Annotated in this window: 16 protein-coding genes; 7 read left to right on the top strand and 9 right to left on the bottom strand. The window is 72.7% G+C overall.

All coding sequences use genetic code 11. The features are described from left to right. Positions 1 to 95: 95 nt before the first annotated feature. The 6 genes from IE207_RS04920 to IE207_RS04895 all read right to left on the bottom strand — a co-directional run bounded on the left by IE207_RS04920 (position 96) and on the right by IE207_RS04895 (position 6,251). Entirely contained in the window at positions 96 to 668 is a 573-nt protein-coding gene (locus IE207_RS04920; RefSeq protein WP_190182700.1) for a Uma2 family endonuclease, read from the bottom strand. A gap of 83 nt (positions 669 to 751) precedes the next feature. Then, entirely contained in the window at positions 752 to 2,062 is a 1,311-nt protein-coding gene (locus tag IE207_RS04915; protein ID WP_190182699.1) for a DUF58 domain-containing protein, read from the bottom strand. Next, positions 2,062 to 3,024, bottom strand: coding sequence for an AAA family ATPase (locus IE207_RS04910; protein ID WP_190182698.1), 963 nt, complete (start codon positions 3,022 to 3,024; stop codon positions 2,062 to 2,064). Before IE207_RS04910 ends, IE207_RS04915 begins: the two co-directional genes overlap by 1 nt. After that, positions 3,021 to 4,265, bottom strand: coding sequence for a DUF4350 domain-containing protein (locus IE207_RS04905; protein ID WP_190182697.1), 1,245 nt, complete (start codon positions 4,263 to 4,265; stop codon positions 3,021 to 3,023). The genes IE207_RS04910 and IE207_RS04905 overlap by 4 nt, the downstream gene beginning before the upstream one ends. Further along, on the bottom strand, positions 4,262 to 4,918 hold the full coding sequence (locus IE207_RS04900; RefSeq protein ID WP_190182696.1) for a DUF4129 domain-containing protein: 657 nt from the start codon (positions 4,916 to 4,918) through the stop codon (positions 4,262 to 4,264). The genes IE207_RS04905 and IE207_RS04900 overlap by 4 nt, the downstream gene beginning before the upstream one ends. 7 nt (positions 4,919 to 4,925) lie before the next feature. After that, entirely contained in the window at positions 4,926 to 6,251 is a 1,326-nt protein-coding gene (locus IE207_RS04895; RefSeq protein WP_190182695.1) for a DUF7847 domain-containing protein, read from the bottom strand. Between the two features lie 233 nt (positions 6,252 to 6,484). Here IE207_RS04895 and mtrA point away from each other — a divergent pair, with 233 nt between their 5' ends. The 6 genes from mtrA to IE207_RS04865 all read left to right on the top strand — a co-directional run bounded on the left by mtrA (position 6,485) and on the right by IE207_RS04865 (position 13,950). Further along, entirely contained in the window at positions 6,485 to 7,174 is a 690-nt protein-coding gene (mtrA, locus tag IE207_RS04890) for a two-component system response regulator MtrA (protein WP_189747360.1), read from the top strand. Position 7,175: 1 nt separating this feature from the next. Then, positions 7,176 to 9,155, top strand: coding sequence for an MtrAB system histidine kinase MtrB (mtrB, locus tag IE207_RS04885; protein WP_190182694.1), 1,980 nt, complete (start codon positions 7,176 to 7,178; stop codon positions 9,153 to 9,155). Continuing rightward, positions 9,145 to 11,007 carry an LpqB family beta-propeller domain-containing protein gene (locus IE207_RS04880; RefSeq protein WP_229873327.1) on the top strand — a complete coding sequence of 621 codons (1,863 nt, stop codon included), beginning with the start codon at positions 9,145 to 9,147 and terminating at the stop codon, positions 11,005 to 11,007. The genes mtrB and IE207_RS04880 overlap by 11 nt, the downstream gene beginning before the upstream one ends. 101 nt (positions 11,008 to 11,108) lie before the next feature. Then, positions 11,109 to 11,855 carry a ComF family protein gene (locus IE207_RS04875; RefSeq protein ID WP_190182693.1) on the top strand — a complete coding sequence of 249 codons (747 nt, stop codon included), beginning with the start codon at positions 11,109 to 11,111 and terminating at the stop codon, positions 11,853 to 11,855. A 391-nt stretch (positions 11,856 to 12,246) separates the two neighbouring features. Continuing rightward, complete coding sequence (gene hpf / locus IE207_RS04870; protein ID WP_229873326.1) at positions 12,247 to 12,942, top strand: ribosome hibernation-promoting factor, HPF/YfiA family; 696 nt, start codon at positions 12,247 to 12,249, stop codon at positions 12,940 to 12,942. Between the two features lie 240 nt (positions 12,943 to 13,182). After that, entirely contained in the window at positions 13,183 to 13,950 is a 768-nt protein-coding gene (locus IE207_RS04865; protein ID WP_190182692.1) for a response regulator, read from the top strand. A gap of 102 nt (positions 13,951 to 14,052) precedes the next feature. On the opposite strand, the gene IE207_RS04860 is transcribed toward IE207_RS04865, so the two are convergent. Next, on the bottom strand, positions 14,053 to 15,231 hold the full coding sequence (locus tag IE207_RS04860) for a winged helix-turn-helix domain-containing protein (protein ID WP_190182691.1): 1,179 nt from the start codon (positions 15,229 to 15,231) through the stop codon (positions 14,053 to 14,055). 9 nt (positions 15,232 to 15,240) lie between these two features. After that, on the bottom strand, positions 15,241 to 15,822 hold the full coding sequence (locus IE207_RS04855; RefSeq protein WP_190182690.1) for a GNAT family N-acetyltransferase: 582 nt from the start codon (positions 15,820 to 15,822) through the stop codon (positions 15,241 to 15,243). Between the two features lie 226 nt (positions 15,823 to 16,048). Between IE207_RS04855 and secA the strand changes: the two genes are divergently transcribed. Continuing rightward, positions 16,049 to 18,838, top strand: coding sequence for a preprotein translocase subunit SecA (gene secA, locus IE207_RS04850; RefSeq protein WP_190182689.1), 2,790 nt, complete (start codon positions 16,049 to 16,051; stop codon positions 18,836 to 18,838). A 188-nt stretch (positions 18,839 to 19,026) separates the two neighbouring features. Here secA and IE207_RS04845 read toward each other — a convergent pair whose 3' ends face one another. Further along, positions 19,027 to 19,419 carry an Rv3235 family protein gene (locus IE207_RS04845; RefSeq protein ID WP_190182688.1) on the bottom strand — a complete coding sequence of 131 codons (393 nt, stop codon included), beginning with the start codon at positions 19,417 to 19,419 and terminating at the stop codon, positions 19,027 to 19,029. Positions 19,420 to 19,551 lie beyond the last annotated feature (132 nt).

Raw genomic sequence — 19,551 nt, 5'->3', positions numbered from 1 at the left:
GCCCTTCATGGGTTCGGTGCGGGGCTTTTCTGCGTTCACCAGCCTTCACCAGCGTCCACCGGGCCGCGCCGCCAGGGCCGCCGACTGGTGCTGCTTCACCAGTCAGCGGGATAGCTCTTGAGGCTGCTCGTGTCGAGCGTCCACCGGCCGGCGGTGACGGTGTCCCCGAAGGCGTAAGGGACCTTTTTGCGGTATCGGACGCCGTCCGGACCATCCGAGGGGTCGCTGTGCACCGTGACGGTCTTCTTGTCTTTGCGGGGGTCCACGACGACGTAGAGGGGCACGCCCATCCTCGGATAGTCGTGCAGCTCGTCCGGGATGTCGGTGAGGGAGTTCGTGCGGCTGACGACCTCCACGACCATCAGGACATCACGGGAGTTGACGACCTTCGCCGTGTCGTCGGTGTCCTCCTCCGGAATGACCATGAGGTCCGGAACCTTCGTCAGGCCCGTGACCGGATCCCCCATATTGGTGTCGTTGAGGGCCATGACCTCGGGTGACTGAGCCTCGATCTGACGGCGCAGCCGTACCACGTTCAGTCCATGGGGAGCCGTGGGGCTCATCATGGTGAGGAAGATCTGACCGTCGGTGGTCTGCAGCTTCCACGGGTCTTCCTGATGCTCGGCCAGCTCCGCGAGCTGCTCCGCGAACGCGTGCATGCGACGCATCTGTCGGGGGTGATGTCGGCCATGGGCCCTCCTGCTGGGGGTGCACGACCAGCGTAACCACCCCGACCGGGCGCCCCGGGAGGTTACAGGCGGCCGGCGGCCTTGAGGGCGAGGTAGGTGTCCGCGAGGGCGGGGGCCAGGGTGTCCGGGGTGGCGTCGAGGACGTGGACGCCGAGACGGGTGAGGTGGTCGGCGGTGCGGCGGCGCTGGGATTGGGACCGGGCGGCGGCCGCGGCGTCGTAGACAGAGTCGATGCTGCCGCGCGACCGGGCCATCTCGGCGATGTGGGGGTCCGCGACGGAGGCGAGCAGGACCGTGTGGCGTTGGGTCAGGCGCGGGAGGACGGGGAGGAGGCCCTCTTCGACGGGGGCGGCGTCCAGGCTGGTCAGGAGGACCACGAGCGAGCGGCGTGGGGCGGTGCGCAGGATGGTGGAGACGAGGGAACGGGAGTCGGTCTCGACGAGTTCCGGTTCCAGGGTGGCCATGGCGTTGACGAAGGCGGGGAGGGTGTCGGCGGCCGAGCGGCCCTGGACCTGGGCGCGGGGGCGGCGGTCGTGGGCCAGGAGATCCACGCGATCGCCCGCCCGGGTGGCGAGGGCGGTCAGGAGCAGGGCCGCGTCCATGGCGGCGTCCAGGCGCGGGGCGTCGCCGACGCGGCCGGCCGAAGTGCGGCCGGTGTCGAGGCAGATGAGGACGTGGCGGTCGCGTTCGGGGCGCCAGGTGCGGACGGCGACCTTCTGGCCGCGGGCGGTGGCGCGCCAGTCGATGGAGCGGGTGTCGTCGCCGGGGAGGTAGTCGCGCAGGCTGTCGAACTCGGTTCCCTCACCGCGCGTCAGGAGGCTGGTGCGGCCGTCGAGTTCGCGGAGCCGGGCCAGGCGCGAGGGGAGGTGCTTGCGGCTGGTGAACGGGGGCAGGACCCGGACCGTCCAGGGCACGGTATGGGTGCCCTGGCGGGAGAGGAGTCCGAGGGGGCCGTAGGAGCGGATCGTGACGCGGTCGGCGTGCCGGTCGCCGCGGCGGGTGGGCCGCAGGCGGGTGGTGAGACGGCGGCGTTCCCCGGCGGGGACGGCCAAATCGTGGCGGGACGCGGAGGGTTCGGTGTCGGCGGGCCAGCTGCTGGGGGGCCAGGCGTCGCGGACGCGGGCCCGGAGCGTGCGACCGCCCGGGTTGGTGACCGTGAGGTGGACGTCGGCGGGTTCGCCCAGGCGGACGGAGGTGTCGCCGGAGCGGGCCAGGCGCAGGGCGCGGACGGGCGCCGCCAGGGCGTAGTCGACGGCGCAGGCCAGTCCGAGGGCGCCGTTGACCGCGAGGAGGCCGGTCCAGCTCGGTTCGAGGATGCCGACGGGGAGGCTGCCGAGGGCCGCGAGCAGCGCGGCGCGTCCGGTGAGGGCCATCAGCGGGGGACGGGGACGTGGGACAGGATCGCGGAGATGACCGCGTCGGCGGAGACGCCCTCCATCTCGGCTTCCGGGCGCAGTTGGACGCGGTGGCGCAGGGTAGGCAGGGCGAGGGCCTTCACGTCGTCGGGGGTGACGTAGTCGCGGCCGGTGAGCCAGGCCCAGGCGCGGGCGGTGGCCAGCAGGGCGGTCGCGCCGCGCGGGGAGACGCCGAGCGTGAGGGAGGGGGATTCGCGGGTGGCCCGGCAGATGTCGACGACGTAGGCGGCGATCTCGGCGGAGACGGTGGTGTTCTCGACGGCGGTGCGGGCGGCTTCGAGTTCGGCGGGCCCGGCGACCGGGCGGATGCCGGCGGCGTGCAGGTCGCGGGGGTCGAAGCCGGCGGCGTGCCGGGTCAGGACGCCGATCTCGTCCTCGCGGGACGGCAGGGGGACCGTCAGTTTGAGGAGGAAGCGGTCCAGTTGGGCTTCGGGGAGGGGGTAGGTGCCCTCGTATTCGACGGGGTTCATGGTGGCGGCGACGAGGAAGGGCTCGGGGAGTGCGCGGGGGAGGCCGTCGACGGTGACCTGGCGCTCCTCCATCGCCTCCAGGAGGGAGGACTGGGTCTTGGGGGGCGTCCGGTTGATCTCGTCGGCGAGGAGGAGGTTGGTGAAGACCGGGCCGTTCTGGAACGAGAACTCGGCGGTGCGGGCGTCGTAGACGAGGGAGCCGGTGACGTCGCCGGGCATCAGGTCGGGGGTGAACTGGACGCGCTTGGTGTCGAGTTCGAGGGACGCGGCCAGCGCCCGTACGAGGAGGGTCTTGGCGACGCCGGGGACGCCTTCGAGGAGCACGTGGCCCCGGCACAGGAGTGCGACGACGAGTCCGGTGACGGCGGAGTCCTGGCCGACCACGGCCTTCGCGATCTCGGTGCGGAGCGCTTCCAGGGAGGAACGGGCGCTGTCCGTGGTGGCCGTCATGAGGTGCGGACCTCTCTTTCGAGGGCGTCGAGGTGGTCGGCGAGCGCGACGAGTGCCGCGTCGTCGGAGGGTGTGGTGCCGAAGAGCAGGGTGGCGGGGTCCGTGGTGCGGTCGGCGGTGAGCCGGGCGGTCACGGCGGGGAGCAGGGTGGCGGGCTCGTGCGCCTGGGTGGCGGGTACGCCGACCAGCGCGGCGAGGCGTTCGCGGCTCGCGGTGCGCAGCACGGTCGCGGCGCGGTCGCGGGCGCCGGCCCTGCGGTAGAGGCGGGCGCGGCCCTCGGTGGTCTCGGAGGCGCGGATGGCGACGGGGAGGTCTTCGGTGACGAGCGGTCCGAGGCGGCGGCCGCGCCACAGGGCGGCGAGGGTGGCGGCGACGAACAGTTGGAGCAGGGCCCAGGTCCAGCCGGACGGGACGAGGTCGAGGAGGTTCTTGTCCTCGGGGGCGTCGGGGTCGTCGGGGGCGAGCTGGTCGGCGGGGCCGGGCAGGTACCAGACGAGTTCCGGGCGGGTGCCGAGGAGTTGGAGGGCGAGGGAGGCGTTGCCCTCCTCGGCCAGGGTCCGGTTGAGCAGGATGTCTTCGGAGCCCACGAGGACGGTGTCGCCGCCCTTGGCCGGCGCGGGCAGTACGAGGAGGGTGGCGCGGCCGGCGTCGGGGTAGCAGGCGGTGGCCGCGGCGGCGTCGGTGCTGTAGCGGGGGCCGTCTCCGGTGGTGGCGCGGCCGGCGGCGCGGGCGGCGGGCAGGGCGCAGTCCGGGTCGAGGGCGCGGTGGTCGGAGTAGGGGTGGGCGCGTACGGCGGGGGCGAGCTCGGCGAGGCTCGCGGCGGTCGGCGCGAGGAGTACGGTGCGGCCGCCGGAGAGGTCGGCGGCGTCGCGCAGGGTGCGGCGCCGGGTGGCGTCGAGGGTGTCGGGGTCGGTGACCAGCAAGGTGGTGCGGGGGCCGGTGGCGGCGGCCGCTTCCCGGGCGGTGGTGACGACGCGGGTGGTGACGCCCTGCTGCCCCAGGAGCTCGGAGACGGCGCGGCTGCCGTAGGGGTCGGGGGAGCGCGGGTCCAAGCGGCCGTGGTGCCCGTCGGAGCTGAGGGCGGCCAGGGTGACGCCGCCGGCCAGGAGGACGCCGAGGGCGGCCAGGAAGCCCCGGGAGCGGGCCCAGAGGGTAGTGGTCCGGGGTATCGCCGCGGCGGCGGGAGGGGCGGCCGTGGCGGGATCCTGGGGGGCGCGGGAGGTGGGGGCGGGGGCGGTCATGCCGTGGGTCCCGTCAGGAGCGGGGTGGCGCGTTCCAGGGCGAGGTCGAGGGTACGCAGGCGGCCGTAGGTGTCGGGGTCGCCGGTGCGGCCGCCGTAGGTGACGTCGTCGAAGGCGCGGGCCGCGGCGCGCAGGTCGCCGGCGTGCTGGGGGAGGCGGGTGGCGGCTTCGGCGGCGGCCTCGTCGGCGGTGCGGCCGGGGCGCGGGTCGAGCAGGGTGCGTTCCTCCAGGGAGCGGACGACGGCGCGCATGCGTTCCTGGACGGCTTCGGTCCAGCGGCCGGCGGCGGCGTGGGCGTCGGCGGCGGCCCGGTGGTCGGCGGCGGTGCGCGCGGCTTCGTCGAAGAGGGCGGTGGCGCCGGTGACGGCGCGGCGGGGGGTGCCGAGCCGCCACCACAGGGCCCCGATGGCCAAGGCGGCCAGGAGTACGACGACGAAGAGGCCGACCGGGCCGCCGGGGGTCGCCCCGGAGGCCCGGTCGAAGAAGTCGCCGAGCCAGTCCCAGAACCCGTCGAGGGCGCGCTGGAGCGGGCTCGGGTCGTTCTGGTGGTACAGCGGCTTGGACAGTTCGCGTTCGGCCGCCTCGCGGGCGGCGTCGCGCCCGGTCGTCACCGGTGGTGCGGCGGCGGTGGTGATGAGTCCCCCCGTGCTCATCGGTGTGTCAGCCTCCGTGCCCGGGGCCGCCGGCGGTGCTCCCGTAGCCCTCTAGGCCGGCCGCGCGGCCGAGTTCCATGTCGAGGGCCTCGCGGCGGATGCGCTGGTCGATGTACAGCAGGACGGTGACGCCGGCCTGCATCGGCAGGACGAACGTCATGCTGATGACCGCGCCGATGCCGCTGATGAGCAGGAACGACCAGGACTGCGCGACGGAACCGTCGGCGAGGCCGCTGAGGCCGCCGGGGTTGGTGAGCAGGGCGAGGACGGTGAAGGGCAGGCTGGCGATGCCCGAGACGATGGCGGCGATGACGGTCGTGAGGACCGTGATGCCGAACAGCCGCCACCAGGAGCCCTTGACCAGCTTGGCGGAGCGCCTCAGCGCCGTGAAGACGCCGGCCCGCTCCAGCATCAGGGCCGGTGAGGCCAGCAGGAAGCGGAACCACAGCCAGACGAAGAGCGGCAGGGCGAGGGCCACGCCGAGGAGGACGAGGCCGACGCTCTTCAGGAGGGCGCCCGGCAGGACCAGCACTGCGACCAGGAGGACGGAGCCGACGCCGAGGAGCAGGGTGAGCCCGATCAGCGGCAGCAGGCGGGGGCGGGCCTCGCGCCAGGCCTCGCCGACCGAGGAGGGCCGGCCGATCACGGCGCGGCTGTAGATGACGGTCAGCAGCGCGGTGGCGAGGACACCGAGGAGGAGCTGGACGAAGCCGTTGGAGACCGTCAGGACGAGGGTGTCGCGCAGGTCGCCGAGGAACTGGGTATCGCTCGTGTCGGCCGTCGTCATGGCGAGGTCGCCCAGGCCGTACTTGCGGACCAGCGTGCTGCCGACCTCGGTGAGGACGGACACGACGAGGCTGACCGACAGGACGGAGCGCCAGTGGCTGCGCATGGTGCTGACCGCGCCGTCGAGGATCTCGCCCAGGCCGAGCGGGCGCAGCGGGATCACGCCGGGCTTGGCGGCCGGGGGCGGGCCCCAGGGGCCGCCGGGGTGGCCGTACTGGCCGCCGTAGGGGGAGCCGTACTGACCGGGCTGGCCGGGCTGGGGTCCGTACGATCCCCAGCCGGCGCCCTGCTGCGGCTGCGGCGGGGGCGTCTGTGCGGGCGCGGGGGCCTCGGCGGCGGGGCTGGACCACTGGCCGGGGGGCGGCTGCGTGTCGGACCACTTGGCGCCGGCGGGGGCCTGGGCGGGGGGCTGTATGCCCTCCGGCGTGCCCGGAGTCCCCGGAGTACCCGGAGTGCCCGGGCCGCTCTGACCGGCTTGACCGGCTTGGCCGCCCTCGCCTTCCGACGGGGAGGACCCGGGCGAAGCCCAGCCCGGAGAGTCGTTCATCTCGCTCCTTCACGTGCGTCCGCTGCGGCGGGGGCGCAGGTCGGCTGCCATCGTGCCACGTGGGAACGGAGAGCGGGCCGGGTGTCCGCCAAGATCCGGTGTGCTCCCGCCTTCAGATGCCGCCCGGATCCGGGGCAGACTGGTCGGCCTGATCGCCACGCAGGTCCGGGGGGCGATTTCCAGCCCTTTTGGCTGTGGGACAGCTCACCGCCAGGTAACGATTAGCTAATGGGATGATGTCAACCATGAAGGGACGAGTCCTTGTCGTTGACGACGACACCGCGCTGGCCGAGATGCTCGGCATTGTGCTGCGTGGAGAAGGTTTTGAGCCGTCGTTCGTAGCGGACGGTGACAAGGCACTGGCTGCCTTCCGGGAGGCGAAGCCGGACCTGGTGCTGCTCGACCTCATGCTGCCCGGACGGGACGGCATAGAGGTGTGCAGGCTGATCCGGGCCGAATCGGGCGTGCCGATCGTCATGCTGACGGCGAAGAGCGACACCGTCGACGTGGTCGTGGGCCTGGAGTCCGGGGCCGACGACTACATCGTCAAGCCGTTCAAGCCGAAGGAGCTGGTGGCCCGCATCCGGGCCCGCCTGCGCCGCTCGGAGGAGCCGGCGCCCGAGCAGCTGGCCATCGGTGACCTGGTCATCGACGTGGCCGGGCACTCCGTCAAGCGCGACGGTGCCTCGATCGCCCTGACCCCGCTCGAATTCGACCTGCTGGTCGCCCTCGCGCGCAAGCCCTGGCAGGTCTTCACCCGTGAGGTGCTGCTGGAGCAGGTCTGGGGCTACCGGCACGCGGCGGACACCCGCCTGGTCAACGTGCACGTGCAGCGACTGCGCTCCAAGGTCGAGAAGGACCCCGAGCGCCCCGAGATCGTCGTGACGGTCCGCGGCGTCGGCTACAAGGCCGGACCGAGCTGACATGCAGCCCGGCAAGCCCCGGGGCGGCTCCCGTCGGGGAGCCCTGCGGGGCGGCCGACTGCTCAAGGACCGAGTGGCCGGCAGCCCCGCGCTGCGGCTGTGCGTACGCCTGGTACGCCGGCCGCTGCTTCCGGCTGTCCGGCTCTGGCGGCGCAACATCCAGCTCAGGGTCGTCGCCGCCACCCTGCTGCTCTCGCTCACCGTCGTCCTCGCCCTGGGCTTCGTGGTCATCGCCCAGGTCAGCAAGGGCCTCCTCGACGCCAAGGAGGAGGCCGCGCAGAGCCAGGCCGCCGGCGGCTTCGCGGTCGCACAGGAGAAGGCCAACGCGCCCTTCGCCGCCGACGGGGCCGACGTCACCGACAACAAGGTCGGCCGTGACGCCAGCACCTGGATGAACTCCCTCGTCAAGCAGCTGGCCAGCGGCGGCCAGACTGCCTTCGAGGTCGCCGCGCTCGGCGCCGGGGCGGGCGAGCCGGCCGCGCCCGGCGCCCAGGGCGTCAAGGGGGCCCGCGCGTCCGGCAACGTCGATCCGACCGCCAGCGTCCCCGTCAGCCTGCGCCGCGCCGTCAACCACTCCACCGGCACCTTCAAGACGTTCTCCGAGATCCGCTACACGGCCGGTTCCGGGGACAAGGCGCCCGCGCCCGCGCTGGTCATCGGCAAACGGCTCACCGACATCAACGGCGACCCCTACTACCTGTACTACCTCTTCCCTCTGACCCAGGAAGAGGAGTCCCTCAACCTCATCAAGGCCACCATCGCCACCGCCGGCCTGTTCGTCGTCGTGCTGCTCGGCGCCATCGCCTGGCTCGTCGTACGGCAGGTCGTCACGCCCGTCCGGATGGCCGCCGGGATCGCCGAACGGCTCTCCGCCGGGAGGCTGCAGGAGCGGATGAAGGTCACCGGCGAGGACGACATCGCCCGCCTGGGCGAGGCCTTCAACAAGATGGCCCAGAACCTCCAGCTCAAGATCCAGCAGCTGGAGGAGCTGTCGCGGATGCAGCGCCGGTTCGTCTCCGACGTCTCCCACGAGCTGCGGACACCGCTGACGACCGTCCGCATGGCCGCCGACGTCATCCACGACGCCCGCGTCGACTTCGACCCCGTCACCGCCCGCTCCGCCGAACTGCTCGCCGGACAGCTCGACCGCTTCGAGTCGCTCCTCGCCGACCTGCTGGAGATCAGCCGGTTCGACGCGGGCGCCGCCGCCCTGGAAGCCGAGCCCATCGACCTGCGCGACGTCGTACGCCGCGTCATCGACGGCGCCGAACCGCTGGCCGAGCACAAGGGCACCCGGATCCGGGTCCTCGGCGACACCCAGCCCGTCATCGCCGAGGCCGACTCCCGGCGCGTCGAGCGGGTGCTGCGCAACCTCGTCGTCAACGCCGTCGAGCACGGGGAGGGCCGCGACGTGGTGGTCCGGCTCGCGTCCGCGGGCGGGGCCGTCGCCGTCGCCGTACGGGACTACGGGGTCGGGCTCAAGCCCGGCGAGGCCACCCGCGTCTTCAACCGGTTCTGGCGCGCCGACCCCGCCCGTGCGCGGACCACCGGCGGGACCGGCCTCGGCCTGTCCATCGCCGTCGAGGACGCTCGGCTGCACGGGGGCTGGCTCCAGGCGTGGGGCGAGCCGGGCGGCGGCTCGCAGTTCCGGCTCACCCTGCCGCGCACCGCCGACGAACCGCTGCGCGGCTCCCCGATCCCGCTGGAGCCCGAGGACTCCCGCTCCAACCGGGCCAGGGCCGCCGCCGAGGCGGCGGCACGCGCCGGCTCCGGCAACGGGGCCGCGGGAGACGGGCCCCGCCCCGCCGGCCGGTCCCCGATACCGCCGCGGCCGGCCGTCGCCACCGCGATGCCCGTCCCCGCCGACCCGACGGCGCTGCCCGGCAGCGGGGCCCGGGTCGTCGCGCGCCCCGCCGACCAGGCGGCACCCGGTCAGGCACCCGATCAGGCAGCACAGGAGGACGGACCCGGTGGACGCTGAGCGCGGGCTGGCACACGTACGGGCCCGGCGCGGCAGGACGCGGCCGGCGGCCGTCCGGGCCCCCGCCGTGCTCGGCGCTCTCGCCCTGCTGCTCGCCGGATGCGCCTCCATGCCCGACAGCGGCGAGATCCGGCAGGTCCAGGCATCGCAGGGCGTCGACTCCCAGGTACGGGTGTTCGGCGTGCCGCCGGCCGACAACGCCAGCGCCGCCGACATCGTCGACGGCTTCCTGGAGGCCATGACCAGCGACGACCCCCAGCTGGAGACGGCCCGCAAGTACCTCACCCAGGAAGCCGCGAAGAACTGGAAGCCCGGCTCGGCCGTCACCGTGCTCTCGTCGGGCCTGGACCGCTTCCCCGTCCAGGGCACCAAGGAGCCCGAGGACACGCGGTGGAAGGTCACCGGCAAGAAGCTCGCGACGGTGGACGAGCGCAGCGCCTACCAGCCGGAGACGGGCGGGGTGCGCTACGAGGAGGAGCTCCAGCTGGTCCGGGAGAAGGACCAGTGGCGGATCGCGACCCCGCCGAGCAGCCTCGTCCTCAGCGAGTCCGACTTCCAGCGCATCTACAAGCCGGTCAACAAGTACTACTTCGCGGGCGGCACGCTCGTCGCCGACCCGGTGTACGTGCGCCAGCGCAGTGACCCCGACTCGCGGATGGACCCCACCACCCAGACCGTGCAGTCGCTGCTCGCCGGGCCCTCCAAGTGGCTGGCGCCGGTCGTCACTTCCAGCTTCCCCACCGGGACGGAACTGCGCGCGGGCACCAAGTCCCTCTCGTACGACGGCCAGAACACGCTGCGGGTGCCGCTGAACGACAAGGCGAAGAACGTCGCGCAGCCGCAGTGCCAGAAGATGGCCACCCAACTCCTGTACACCATCAGGGACCTGACGGCCTCCCGGCTCGACCGCGTCGAACTGCTGCGCCCCGACGGCAAGACCTCGCTGTGCTGGGTCACGCGTACGGCCGCGGCGGCGCTCGCCAACCCGGCGCAGAGCCCCGAGCACCAGTACTACGTCGACAAGGACTTCCGGCTCGTACGGATGTCGCTCAACGTCAAGGCCGAGGACCAGCAGCAGGACAAGCCGGAGCTCGCGCCCGGGCCGCTGGCCACCGCCACCGGGTTCAAGGTGGGCTCGGCGGCCGTCACCTACGACGAGAAGAGGGCCGCGGTCGTCTCCGACGACGGGCACGGGCTGTACGTGGTGACGCTGACGACGGCCGGGCCGATGCCGCAGCCGCTGCCCCTGCCGGCGGGCAGGACCGGCAAACTGACCGCGCCCAGCTGGGACACCCGCGGTGACTTGTGGATCGCGGACCTCGACCCGCAGAACCAGGCGCTGTGGCGGGTGCCCGGCGGCACCGGGACACCGCAGAAGGTGGACGTGGCCGGGCTGGACGGCGGCCGGATCACGGCCCTCAAGGCCTCCCCGGACGGGGTGCGCATCGCGCTGCTCGTGGAGAAGGACGGCGGCCGCAAGAACCTGTACACCGGGCGGATCGAGCGGCCCGACGGCAAGGCGGACACCTCGCCGGTGTCGGTGCGGGAGCTGCGGCCGGCGGCTCCGCAGATGGCGGACGTGATGGCGATGAGCTGGGGGCCGCGGGGCCGGCTGCTCGTGGTGGGCCGGGAGAGCGGCGGGGTCGTGCAGGCCCGCTACATGCTGTCCGACGGGTCCACGGCGGCCGCGAGCCTGCCGGGCGCCTCCGGGCTGGCCGGGGTCGCGACGACGGAGGACGAGGAGAAGCCGGTGGTGGCGTTCTCCGTCGAGGACGGCATCGTGTGGCTGCCGCCGGGGGCGCAGTGGCGCACGGTGGCGGCGGGCGGCCGGGGGCCGGTCTACCCAGGCTGAGCCGCGGCGCGCCGGATTCGGGTTCCGGCACCGGCACCGGCTCCGGCGTGGGTTGTCCACAGGGGTGGCGGAGCGTTCCGGCCGGGCGGCAGAGTCCTCGTATGCGGGGGTGGTGGCAGGAGCTGGCCGGGCTGGTGCTGCCGGCCGACTGCGCCGGGTGCGGGGCGCCGCGGGTGGTGCTGTGCGCCCGCTGCCGGACCGCCCTGGGCGGCGGCGCCGGACGGGTCCGGCCCGTGGGGGCCCCGGCCGCTCTGCCCGCGGTGCACGCGGGCGCGGCGTACGGGGGTGCGGTACGGGCCGTCGTGCTGGCCCACAAGGAGCGCGGCGCGCTCCCGCTGGCGGGCCCCCTCGGCGCCGCACTGGCGGCGGCGGTCCTGTCGGCAGGCCTGGGCGGGGCGGGTGGCCCGGGGGAGGGGCGGGAGCTGGCCCTCGTCCCGGTGCCCTCCGCCCGCCACCAGACCCGGGCCCGCGGCCATGACCCGGCGCGCCGGATCGCGCTGGCCGCCTCGGCGCGGCTGCGCCGGGCCGGTGTTCCCGCGCGGGTGGCTCCCGTACTGCGGTTGCGGCGCCGGGTCGCCGACCAGGCGGGTCTGGGGGCCCGGGAGCGGTGGCGGAACCTGGCCGGGGCCCTGGAGGTGCGCCCGGCCGGGGTGCGGCTGGCGGGCGGTGCGCGGATCGTGGTGGTGGACGACGTACTGACGACCGGCGCGACCCTGGCGGAGGCGGCGCGGGCCCTGCGGGCGGCGGGGCTGCGCGTGGCCGCGGCGGCGGTCGTGGCGGCTCCGGCGGACGCCCTGCGGCCGGACCGGCCCCCGGCATGCCCTCCGCGAGGGAAAACCGGCGCGTAGATCGCATAGAGGTGGAACCCCTGGGGAAGGCGCTTCGTTACGGTGGCAAGAGATGCCCAAGACGTGCACAAGAGGAAAAAGCGAGCTGAACAGAACTGAACGGAGGTATGTTCCGGCAGCGGGTGCCGACAACCGGCATTGAGAGATATGTTCGGTTGTGAGGACTGGCGATCCTTGGGCCCCACGTCATCGGAGCACCGACCCGCCCGTTTTTGAATCTTCGTGTCAGAGGGTGTCTCTCTGCTCCGAAGTCGGTGGGATGTAGATCTTGCCGATGGGGGAGTAGGAGGTGAAAGTCGCCAAGTCCGAGGCTCTGGTGTTCACCGGAGCCTGGTGCGAAAGGGAGACGCTTCGCCCCGAAAGGCGGAGCTATCCGGGAACGGAGTTCTGCGTGGACATCGTCGTCAAGGGCCGCAAGACCGAAGTGCCCGAGCGGTTCCGCAAGCACGTGGCCGAGAAGCTGAATCCCGAGCGGATCCAGAAGCTCGACGCCAAGGTGATCAGCTTGGACGTCGAGGTGTCCAAGGAGCACAACCCGCGCCAGGCCGACCGTTCCGACCGCGTGGAGATCACCCTGCACTCGCGGGGCCCGGTGATCCGGGCGGAGGCGGCGGCGGCAGACCCGTATGCGGCGCTGGACCTGGCTCAGGACAAGCTGGAGGCCCGGCTGCGCAAGCAGCACGACAAGCGTTACACCCGCCGGGGCAACGGCCGGCTCTCGGCGGCCGAGGTCGCCGACGTCGTGCCCGGCGTCGCGCAGCTCAACAGCAACGGGGAGCCGGTCTCCGAGGAGCGCACGGACGGGGTACCGACCACCCGGATCGGGCCTCTGGAGGTGCAGGGCGAGGGTCCGCTCATCGTCAGGGAGAAGACCCACTCCGCCGCACCCATGTCGCTCGACCAGGCCCTGTACGAGATGGAGCTGGTCGGCCACGACTTCTACCTGTTCGTCGACGCCGACAGCAAGCTGCCCAGCGTCGTCTACCGGCGTCACGCCTACGACTACGGCGTCATCCACGTCAATCCCGACGGTGCCTCCAGCACGGAGGAACCGCGCGGCGGCGCCGGGGGATCGCTCGGCGGCTGAGTGTTCGAACCTTGCCCCCGTGGAGTGCCGTACCGGTCTCCGCGGGGGCACTTGTATGACGCGTATGAGCCAGTCGGCCCTCCGGCTGAGCCCCTCCCCGGGGCCGGGGCATGGAATCATGGCGGGCAGTCAGGCGGCCGCACAGCCCGCCGCCTTGGCCCAGCAGGCAGCGCGGGCAGTCAGCCCGGGCGGTGGGCGGATGAGCAGGTCGAGAGCTCGGCACATGCAGGGGGAGGAACGATGGCGGACAGCTTCGGGCCGGTACGCGGTGACGACGGCGCGGGCTGTCGCGAGGCGGGGCGCGCGGCGGACGGCCACGCGGACGCCCCGGCCGACGGGTCGGCCAGGGAGCCGATCCGGGTGCTCGTGGTGGACGACCACGCCCTTTTCCGGCGCGGGCTGGAGATCGTCCTCGCCCAGGAGGAGGACATCCAGGTCGTCGGTGAGGCCGGGGACGGGGCGGAGGCGGTGGACAAGGCCGCCGATCTGCTGCCGGACATCGTCCTGATGGACGTACGGATGCCCCGGCGCGGCGGTATCGAGGCGTGCACCACGATCAAGGAGGTGGCGCCCTCCGCGAAGATCATCATGTTGACGATCAGCGACGAGGAGGCGGACCTCTACGACGCGATCAAGGCGGGGGCGACGGGGTACCTCTTGAAGGAGATCTCGACGGACGAGGTCGCGACGGCGATCCGGGCCGTGGCGGACGGCCAGTCGCAGATCAGCCCGTCGATGGCGTCGAAGCTGCTGACCGAGTTCAAGTCGATGATCCAGCGTACGGACGAGCGCAGGCTGGTACCGGCGCCCCGGCTCACCGACCGGGAGCTGGAGGTCCTCAAGCTGGTGGCCACGGGGATGAACAACCGGGACATCGCCAAGGAGTTGTTCATCTCCGAGAACACCGTGAAGAACCACGTGCGCAACATCCTGGAGAAGCTCCAGCTGCACTCCAGGATGGAAGCGGTGGTGTACGCGATGCGCGAGAAGATCCTCGAAATCAGGTAACCGGCCGAACCCGGGCGCCCGGGGCGACGGCGGCCGGCCAGCGCGGCCTCGGGTCGGCGCGGCGTCAGGCCAGCGGAACGGCGTCAGGCCAGCGGAGCTGCGTCAGGTCAGCGCGGCCAGTTCCGCGGTGACCGCAGCGGCCTCCGCGGGGGTGCCGGCGCGCTCCACGCGCACGGAGTCGCAGCCCACCCACGACGCCGCCTCCAGCAGGGCCTCGGCCATGGGCCGGGCGGCCTTGGGCGTGGTCAGCGAGAGCTGGCGGGCCACCAGGGCGGAACCCTCGCGGGCCGGGTCGACGCGGCCCTGGAGCCTGCCGCCGGCCAGCAGCGGCATCGCGAAGTAGCCGTGTATCCGCCGGGGCTTGGGGACGTACGCCTCCAGCCGGTGCGTGAAGCCGAAGATCCGCTCCGTCCGCGCCCGGTCCCACACCAGCGAGTCGAACGGGGACAGCAGCGTCGTGCGGTGGCGGCCGCGCGGGGCGGTCGCGAGCGCCGCCGGGTCGGCCCAGGCGGCCTTCCCCCAGCCCTCGACCGCTACGGGAACCAGCCCCGAGTCGGCGATCACCGCGTCGACCTGGTCGCCCTTGAGGCGGTGGTAGTCCGCGATGTCGGCGCGGGTGCCGACGCCCAGGCTCTGCCCGGCGAGAGCGACGAGCCGGCGCAGGCACTCGCGGTCGTCCAGGTCGTCGTGGAGAAGCGCGTCGGGGACGGCCCGCTCGGGCAGGTCGTAGACCCGCTTCCAGCCGCGCCGCTCGGAGCAGACCACCTCACCGATGTCCAGCAGCCACTCCACCGCGATCTTGGTCTCGGACCACTCGAACCACTCCCCGCCGTTCTTGGCGCCGCCCAGCTCGGTCGAGGTCAGCGGGCCGTCGGCCTTGAGGCGGTCCAGGACGGCCCGCGTCGAGCGCACCTTGTCCTGGAGGACGTGCCAGCGGTGGCCGCGCGCCCGGCGCGCGCGACGGCGGAACGCGAAGTGCGGCCACTCCTCGATGGGCAGGACACAGGCCGCGTGGGACCAGTACTCGAAGGCATGGCTGTCGGACCAGTAGGCCTTCTCCACGGTGTCGCGGCCCACCGCACCCAGGCGCGCGTAAGGGACCAGCTCGTGCGAGCGGGCCAGCACGGAGATCGTGTCCAGCTGTACGGCGCCCAGGTGGCGCAGGATCCCGCGCACGCCGCCCCGGCGGTCGGGCGCCCCGAGGAAGCCCTGCGCGCGCAGGGCGATCCGGCGCGCGTCATCGGCGGACAGGGACACGTTCGGCGGCGGCGCGGTCGTCATGGCCGCAGCTTAGGACGGGGCACTGACAGCGGGCAGGTACGGGAGCGCCGAGGGCAGGCCGAGGTCCGAGGGGAGCAGGGCGCCGACCCAGCAGTCCCGGGCGGTGCCCCCGCGCAGGAGGCCGGCCCGCAGGAGGCCCTCGAAGCGGAAGCCCACCTTCTCCGCCACGGCCCGGGAGGCGAGGTTGCCGGCCTCGGCGCGCCATTCGAGCCGGACGGCGCCGACCTCGGTGAAGGTCCAGCGGGCGACGGCGCGCAGGGCCTCGCCCATGTAGCCGCGGCCGCGGTGTTCCCCGGCGGTCCAGTAGCCGATCTCGTAGGAACCCGGCCCGCGCACGTGGACGCCGACGGCCGCGACCAGCGGGCCCCGGGCACCGAGGCGGACGGCGAAGGTGTACGCCTTGTCGTCGCGCCAGCCGTCCGGGACCGTCTCGCGGACGAAGCCGCGGGCGTGTTCGCGCTCGTACGGGGAGGGCACCAGGGTCCAGCGCTGGATGGCCGGGTCCTGCGCGGCGGCGTACACCTCGTCCTCGTCGGAGGGGGCGAAGGGCCGCAGGTGCAGGCGCTCCGTGGTCAAGGTGGTGGGCTCCATGAACGGATTCTGCTGCGGGGGCACGCCGTGGGCGAACAGTTTTCGCTCACACCGGCACCTTCCGCGCCCCCCGTACGTTCTCATTCCGGGCGCCCGCGCCCTGCGGATAGTGCGGACCTCCCGACGCGACCGCGTCCTCGCTTACGATGGCCGTTGCGGTGGGGCCCACCCTCCGTGCCCGTGTACGAACCAGTGCCAGGCCCGACCGGCAAGGAGACAAACCTCGGTGTCCGTCTTCAACAAGCTCATGCGTGCAGGCGAAGGCAAGATCCTGCGCAAACTGCACCGCATCGCGGACCAGGTCAACTCCATCGAAGAGGACTTCGTCAACCTCTCCGACGCCGAGTTGCGGGCGCTCACGGACGAGTACAAGCAGCGGTACCAGGACGGCGAGAGCCTGGACGACCTGCTGCCCGAGGCCTTCGCGACCGTTCGCGAGGCGGCGAAGCGCGTCCTCGGCCAGCGGCACTACGACGTCCAGATCATGGGCGGCGCGGCGCTGCACCTCGGTTACGTCGCCGAGATGAAGACCGGTGAGGGCAAGACCCTCGTCGGCACGCTCCCCGCGTACCTGAACGCGCTGTCCGGCAAGGGCGTCCACCTGATCACGGTGAACGACTACCTCGCCGAGCGCGACTCGGAGCTGATGGGCCGGGTGCACAAGTTCCTCGGCCTGGAAGTCGGCTGCATCCTGGCGAACATGTCGCCGGCCCAGCGCCGCGAGCAGTACAACGCCGACATCACGTACGGCACGAACAACGAGTTCGGCTTCGACTACCTGCGCGACAACATGGCGTGGTCGAAGGACGAGCTGGTGCAGCGCGGCCACAACTTCGCCGTGGTCGACGAGGTGGACTCCATCCTCGTCGACGAGGCCCGTACGCCGCTGATCATCTCCGGCCCGGCCGACCAGGCGACGAAGTGGTACGCAGACTTCGCCAAGCTCGTCACCCGTCTGACCAAGGGCGAGCCGGGCAACCCGCTCAAGGGCATCGAGGAGACCGGCGACTACGAGGTCGACGAGAAGAAGCGCACCGTCGCCATCCACGAGGCGGGCGTGGCGAAGGTCGAGGACTGGCTCGGCATCGACAACCTGTACGAGTCGGTGAACACCCCCCTCGTCGGTTACCTGAACAACGCCATCAAGGCGAAGGAACTGTTCAAGGTCGACAAGGACTACGTCGTCATCGACGGCGAAGTCATGATCGTCGACGAGCACACCGGCCGTATCCTCGCCGGCCGCCGCTACAACGAGGGCATGCACCAGGCGATCGAGGCGAAGGAAGGGGTGGACATCAAGGACGAGAACCAGACCCTCGCCACGATCACCCTCCAGAACTTCTTCCGCCTCTACACCAAGCTGTCCGGCATGACCGGTACGGCCATGACCGAGGCCGCCGAGTTCCACCAGATCTACAAGCTCGGTGTCGTCCCGATCCCGACCAACCGCGACATGGTCCGCAAGGACCAGCCGGACCTGATCTACCGGACCGAGGTCGCGAAGTTCGCCGCCGTCGTCGACGACATCGCGGAGAAGCACGAGAAGGGCCAGCCGATCCTCGTCGGCACGACGTCGGTCGAGAAGTCCGAGTACCTCTCCCGGCAGCTCTCCAAGCGCGGCATCCCGCACGAGGTGCTGAACGCCAAGCAGCACGAGCGCGAGGCCTCGATCGTCGCCCAGGCCGGCCGCCGCGGCGCGGTCACCGTCGCCACGAACATGGCCGGCCGCGGTACCGACATCAAGCTCGGCGGCAACCCCGACGACCTCGCCGAGGCGGAGCTGCGCCAGCGCGGCCTGGACCCGGAGGAGCACATCGAGGAGTGGGCGCACGCCCTTCCCGAGGCGCTCCAGCGGGCCGAGGCGGCGGTGAAGGCGGAGTTCGAGGAGGTCAAGGAGCTCGGCGGGCTGTACGTGCTGGGCACCGAGCGGCACGAGTCGCGCCGTATCGACAACCAGCTGCGCGGCCGCTCCGGCCGACAGGGCGACCCGGGCGAGTCCCGGTTCTACCTCTCGCTGGGCGACGACCTCATGCGCCTGTTCAAGGCGCAGATGGTCGAGCGGGTCATGTCGATGGCGAACGTGCCGGACGACGTGCCGATCGAGAACAAGATGGTGACGCGGGCGATCGCGTCGGCCCAGTCGCAGGTCGAGACGCAGAACTTCGAGACGCGCAAGAACGTCCTCAAGTACGACGAGGTCCTCAACAACCAGCGCGAGGTCATCTACCGCGAGCGCCGGCGCGTCCTGGAGGGCGAGGACCTCCAGGACCAGGTCCGCCACATGATGGACGACACCATCGACGCGTACATCGCGGCCGAGACGGTCGAGGGCTTCGCCGAGGAGTGGGACCTGGACCGGCTGTGGGGCGCCTTCCGTCAGCTGTACCCGGTGAAGGTCACCGTGGAGGAGCTGGAGGAGGCCGCGGGCGACCGGGCCGGCATCACGGCCGAGTTCATCGCGGAGTCCGTCAAGGACGACATCCACGAGCAGTACGCGGAGCGCGAGAAGGCGCTCGGCTCCGACATCATGCGTGAGCTGGAGCGGCGCGTGGTGCTGTCGGTGCTGGACCGCAAGTGGCGTGAGCACCTGTACGAGATGGACTACCTGCAGGAGGGCATCGGCCTGCGGGCGATGGCCCAGAAGGACCCGCTGGTCGAGTACCAGCGCGAGGGCTTCGACATGTTCAACGCCATGCAGGAAGGCATCAAGGAGGAGTCGGTCGGCTACCTGTTCAACCTGGAGGTACAGGTGGAGCAGCAGGTCGAGGAGCTTCCGGTGCAGGACACCGTGCCGGCGCCGGCGAAGCCGGAGATCCGCGCGAAGGGTCTGGACGCTCCGCAGCGGCCGGACCGGCTGCACTTCTCGGCGCCGACGGTGGACGGGGAGGGCGGGGTCGTCGAGGGCGACTTCGACGCCGATGCGGATGGCGATGGCGACGAGGCCGGCGTCGGGATGACGCGGGCGGAGCGTCGCAAGGCGCAGAAGGCCTCCGGCGGGCGGCGCCGGAAGAAGTAGCCGCCGCCGTTGCCGGGGCCGGACACCGCTGTACGGGTGTCCGGCCCCGGCCGCGTTTGCGGGCGGCGCCGGCGCGGGGGCCCCGGCTGCGCCGGGCTTTGCGGGGCTCCGCCCCGCACCCCGCGCCTCGATCGCCGGCCGGGCGGGATTTGGCCGCGTCCCGCGCCCCGATAGCCGGCGGGGCCGGATTACGGCCGGGGGCCGTGGATTTCGATTGCCGCGCAGCGCCAGCGCAGGTCGGGGCCCAGTTCGAGGCGGAAGGCCATGGCCGAGACGCGGTCGCCCGTGGCGACGCGGGCGAAGGCTTCGATGACGCCCGGGCCCGGGTAGAAGCGGCCGCAGTGGCGCAGGACCGGGGTGAGGCGGTCGCGGAGGGGGTCCGTGGGGGCCAGCGTGATGAGTTGCTCGTACGCCGGGCCGACCGTGTGGCCCAGGAGCGAGTGGACCGGGCGGCGGCCGCTGAGGACGGCCAGCAGGCGTTCCGCGAACCAGTCGTGCGGGCCGCGCGGGCGGCGGCGGGCGCCGGGGGCCGGCTGGTCGCGGCGGCCCGGAGGGCGGGTGGTGGTCCTGGTCCTGGTCATGGCGATCGTCCCCGAGAAGGCCGGGCCCGGTCCTCGCGGATGCCGGGCGGTCACTGCGTGCACTGGTACGGGGCACTTTTATGGCCCGCCCGTCACGCTCCGCAATGGCGCGGTGGCAGGACCCGCTCGCGG

This window comes from Streptomyces cirratus (genome assembly GCF_014650775.1).
Classification (GTDB): domain Bacteria; phylum Actinomycetota; class Actinomycetes; order Streptomycetales; family Streptomycetaceae; genus Streptomyces; species Streptomyces cirratus.
The sequence above is the reverse complement of the archived record's forward strand: the minus strand, read 5'-3'. Positions and strand labels throughout refer to the sequence as shown.

What these genes read in the sequence shown, in the direction of transcription:
- IE207_RS04910 (WP_190182698.1), bottom strand. Translation starts at nt 3,024, where the DNA reads ATGACGGCCACCACGGACAGCGCCCGTTCCTCCCTGGAAGCGCTCCGC.
- mtrA (WP_189747360.1), top strand. Translation starts at nt 6,485, where the DNA reads ATGATGTCAACCATGAAGGGACGAGTCCTTGTCGTTGACGACGACACC.
- IE207_RS04915 (WP_190182699.1), bottom strand. Translation starts at nt 2,062, where the DNA reads ATGGCCCTCACCGGACGCGCCGCGCTGCTCGCGGCCCTCGGCAGCCTC.
- IE207_RS04855 (WP_190182690.1), bottom strand. Translation starts at nt 15,822, where the DNA reads ATGGAGCCCACCACCTTGACCACGGAGCGCCTGCACCTGCGGCCCTTC.
- IE207_RS04905 (WP_190182697.1), bottom strand. Translation starts at nt 4,265, where the DNA reads ATGACCGCCCCCGCCCCCACCTCCCGCGCCCCCCAGGATCCCGCCACG.
- mtrB (WP_190182694.1), top strand. Translation starts at nt 7,176, where the DNA reads ATGCAGCCCGGCAAGCCCCGGGGCGGCTCCCGTCGGGGAGCCCTGCGG.
- IE207_RS04845 (WP_190182688.1), bottom strand. Translation starts at nt 19,419, where the DNA reads ATGACCAGGACCAGGACCACCACCCGCCCTCCGGGCCGCCGCGACCAG.
- IE207_RS04860 (WP_190182691.1), bottom strand. Translation starts at nt 15,231, where the DNA reads ATGACGACCGCGCCGCCGCCGAACGTGTCCCTGTCCGCCGATGACGCG.
- IE207_RS04920 (WP_190182700.1), bottom strand. Translation starts at nt 668, where the DNA reads ATGCGTCGCATGCACGCGTTCGCGGAGCAGCTCGCGGAGCTGGCCGAG.
- IE207_RS04865 (WP_190182692.1), top strand. Translation starts at nt 13,183, where the DNA reads ATGGCGGACAGCTTCGGGCCGGTACGCGGTGACGACGGCGCGGGCTGT.
- IE207_RS04900 (WP_190182696.1), bottom strand. Translation starts at nt 4,918, where the DNA reads ATGAGCACGGGGGGACTCATCACCACCGCCGCCGCACCACCGGTGACG.
- IE207_RS04895 (WP_190182695.1), bottom strand. Translation starts at nt 6,251, where the DNA reads ATGAACGACTCTCCGGGCTGGGCTTCGCCCGGGTCCTCCCCGTCGGAA.
- IE207_RS04875 (WP_190182693.1), top strand. Translation starts at nt 11,109, where the DNA reads ATGCGGGGGTGGTGGCAGGAGCTGGCCGGGCTGGTGCTGCCGGCCGAC.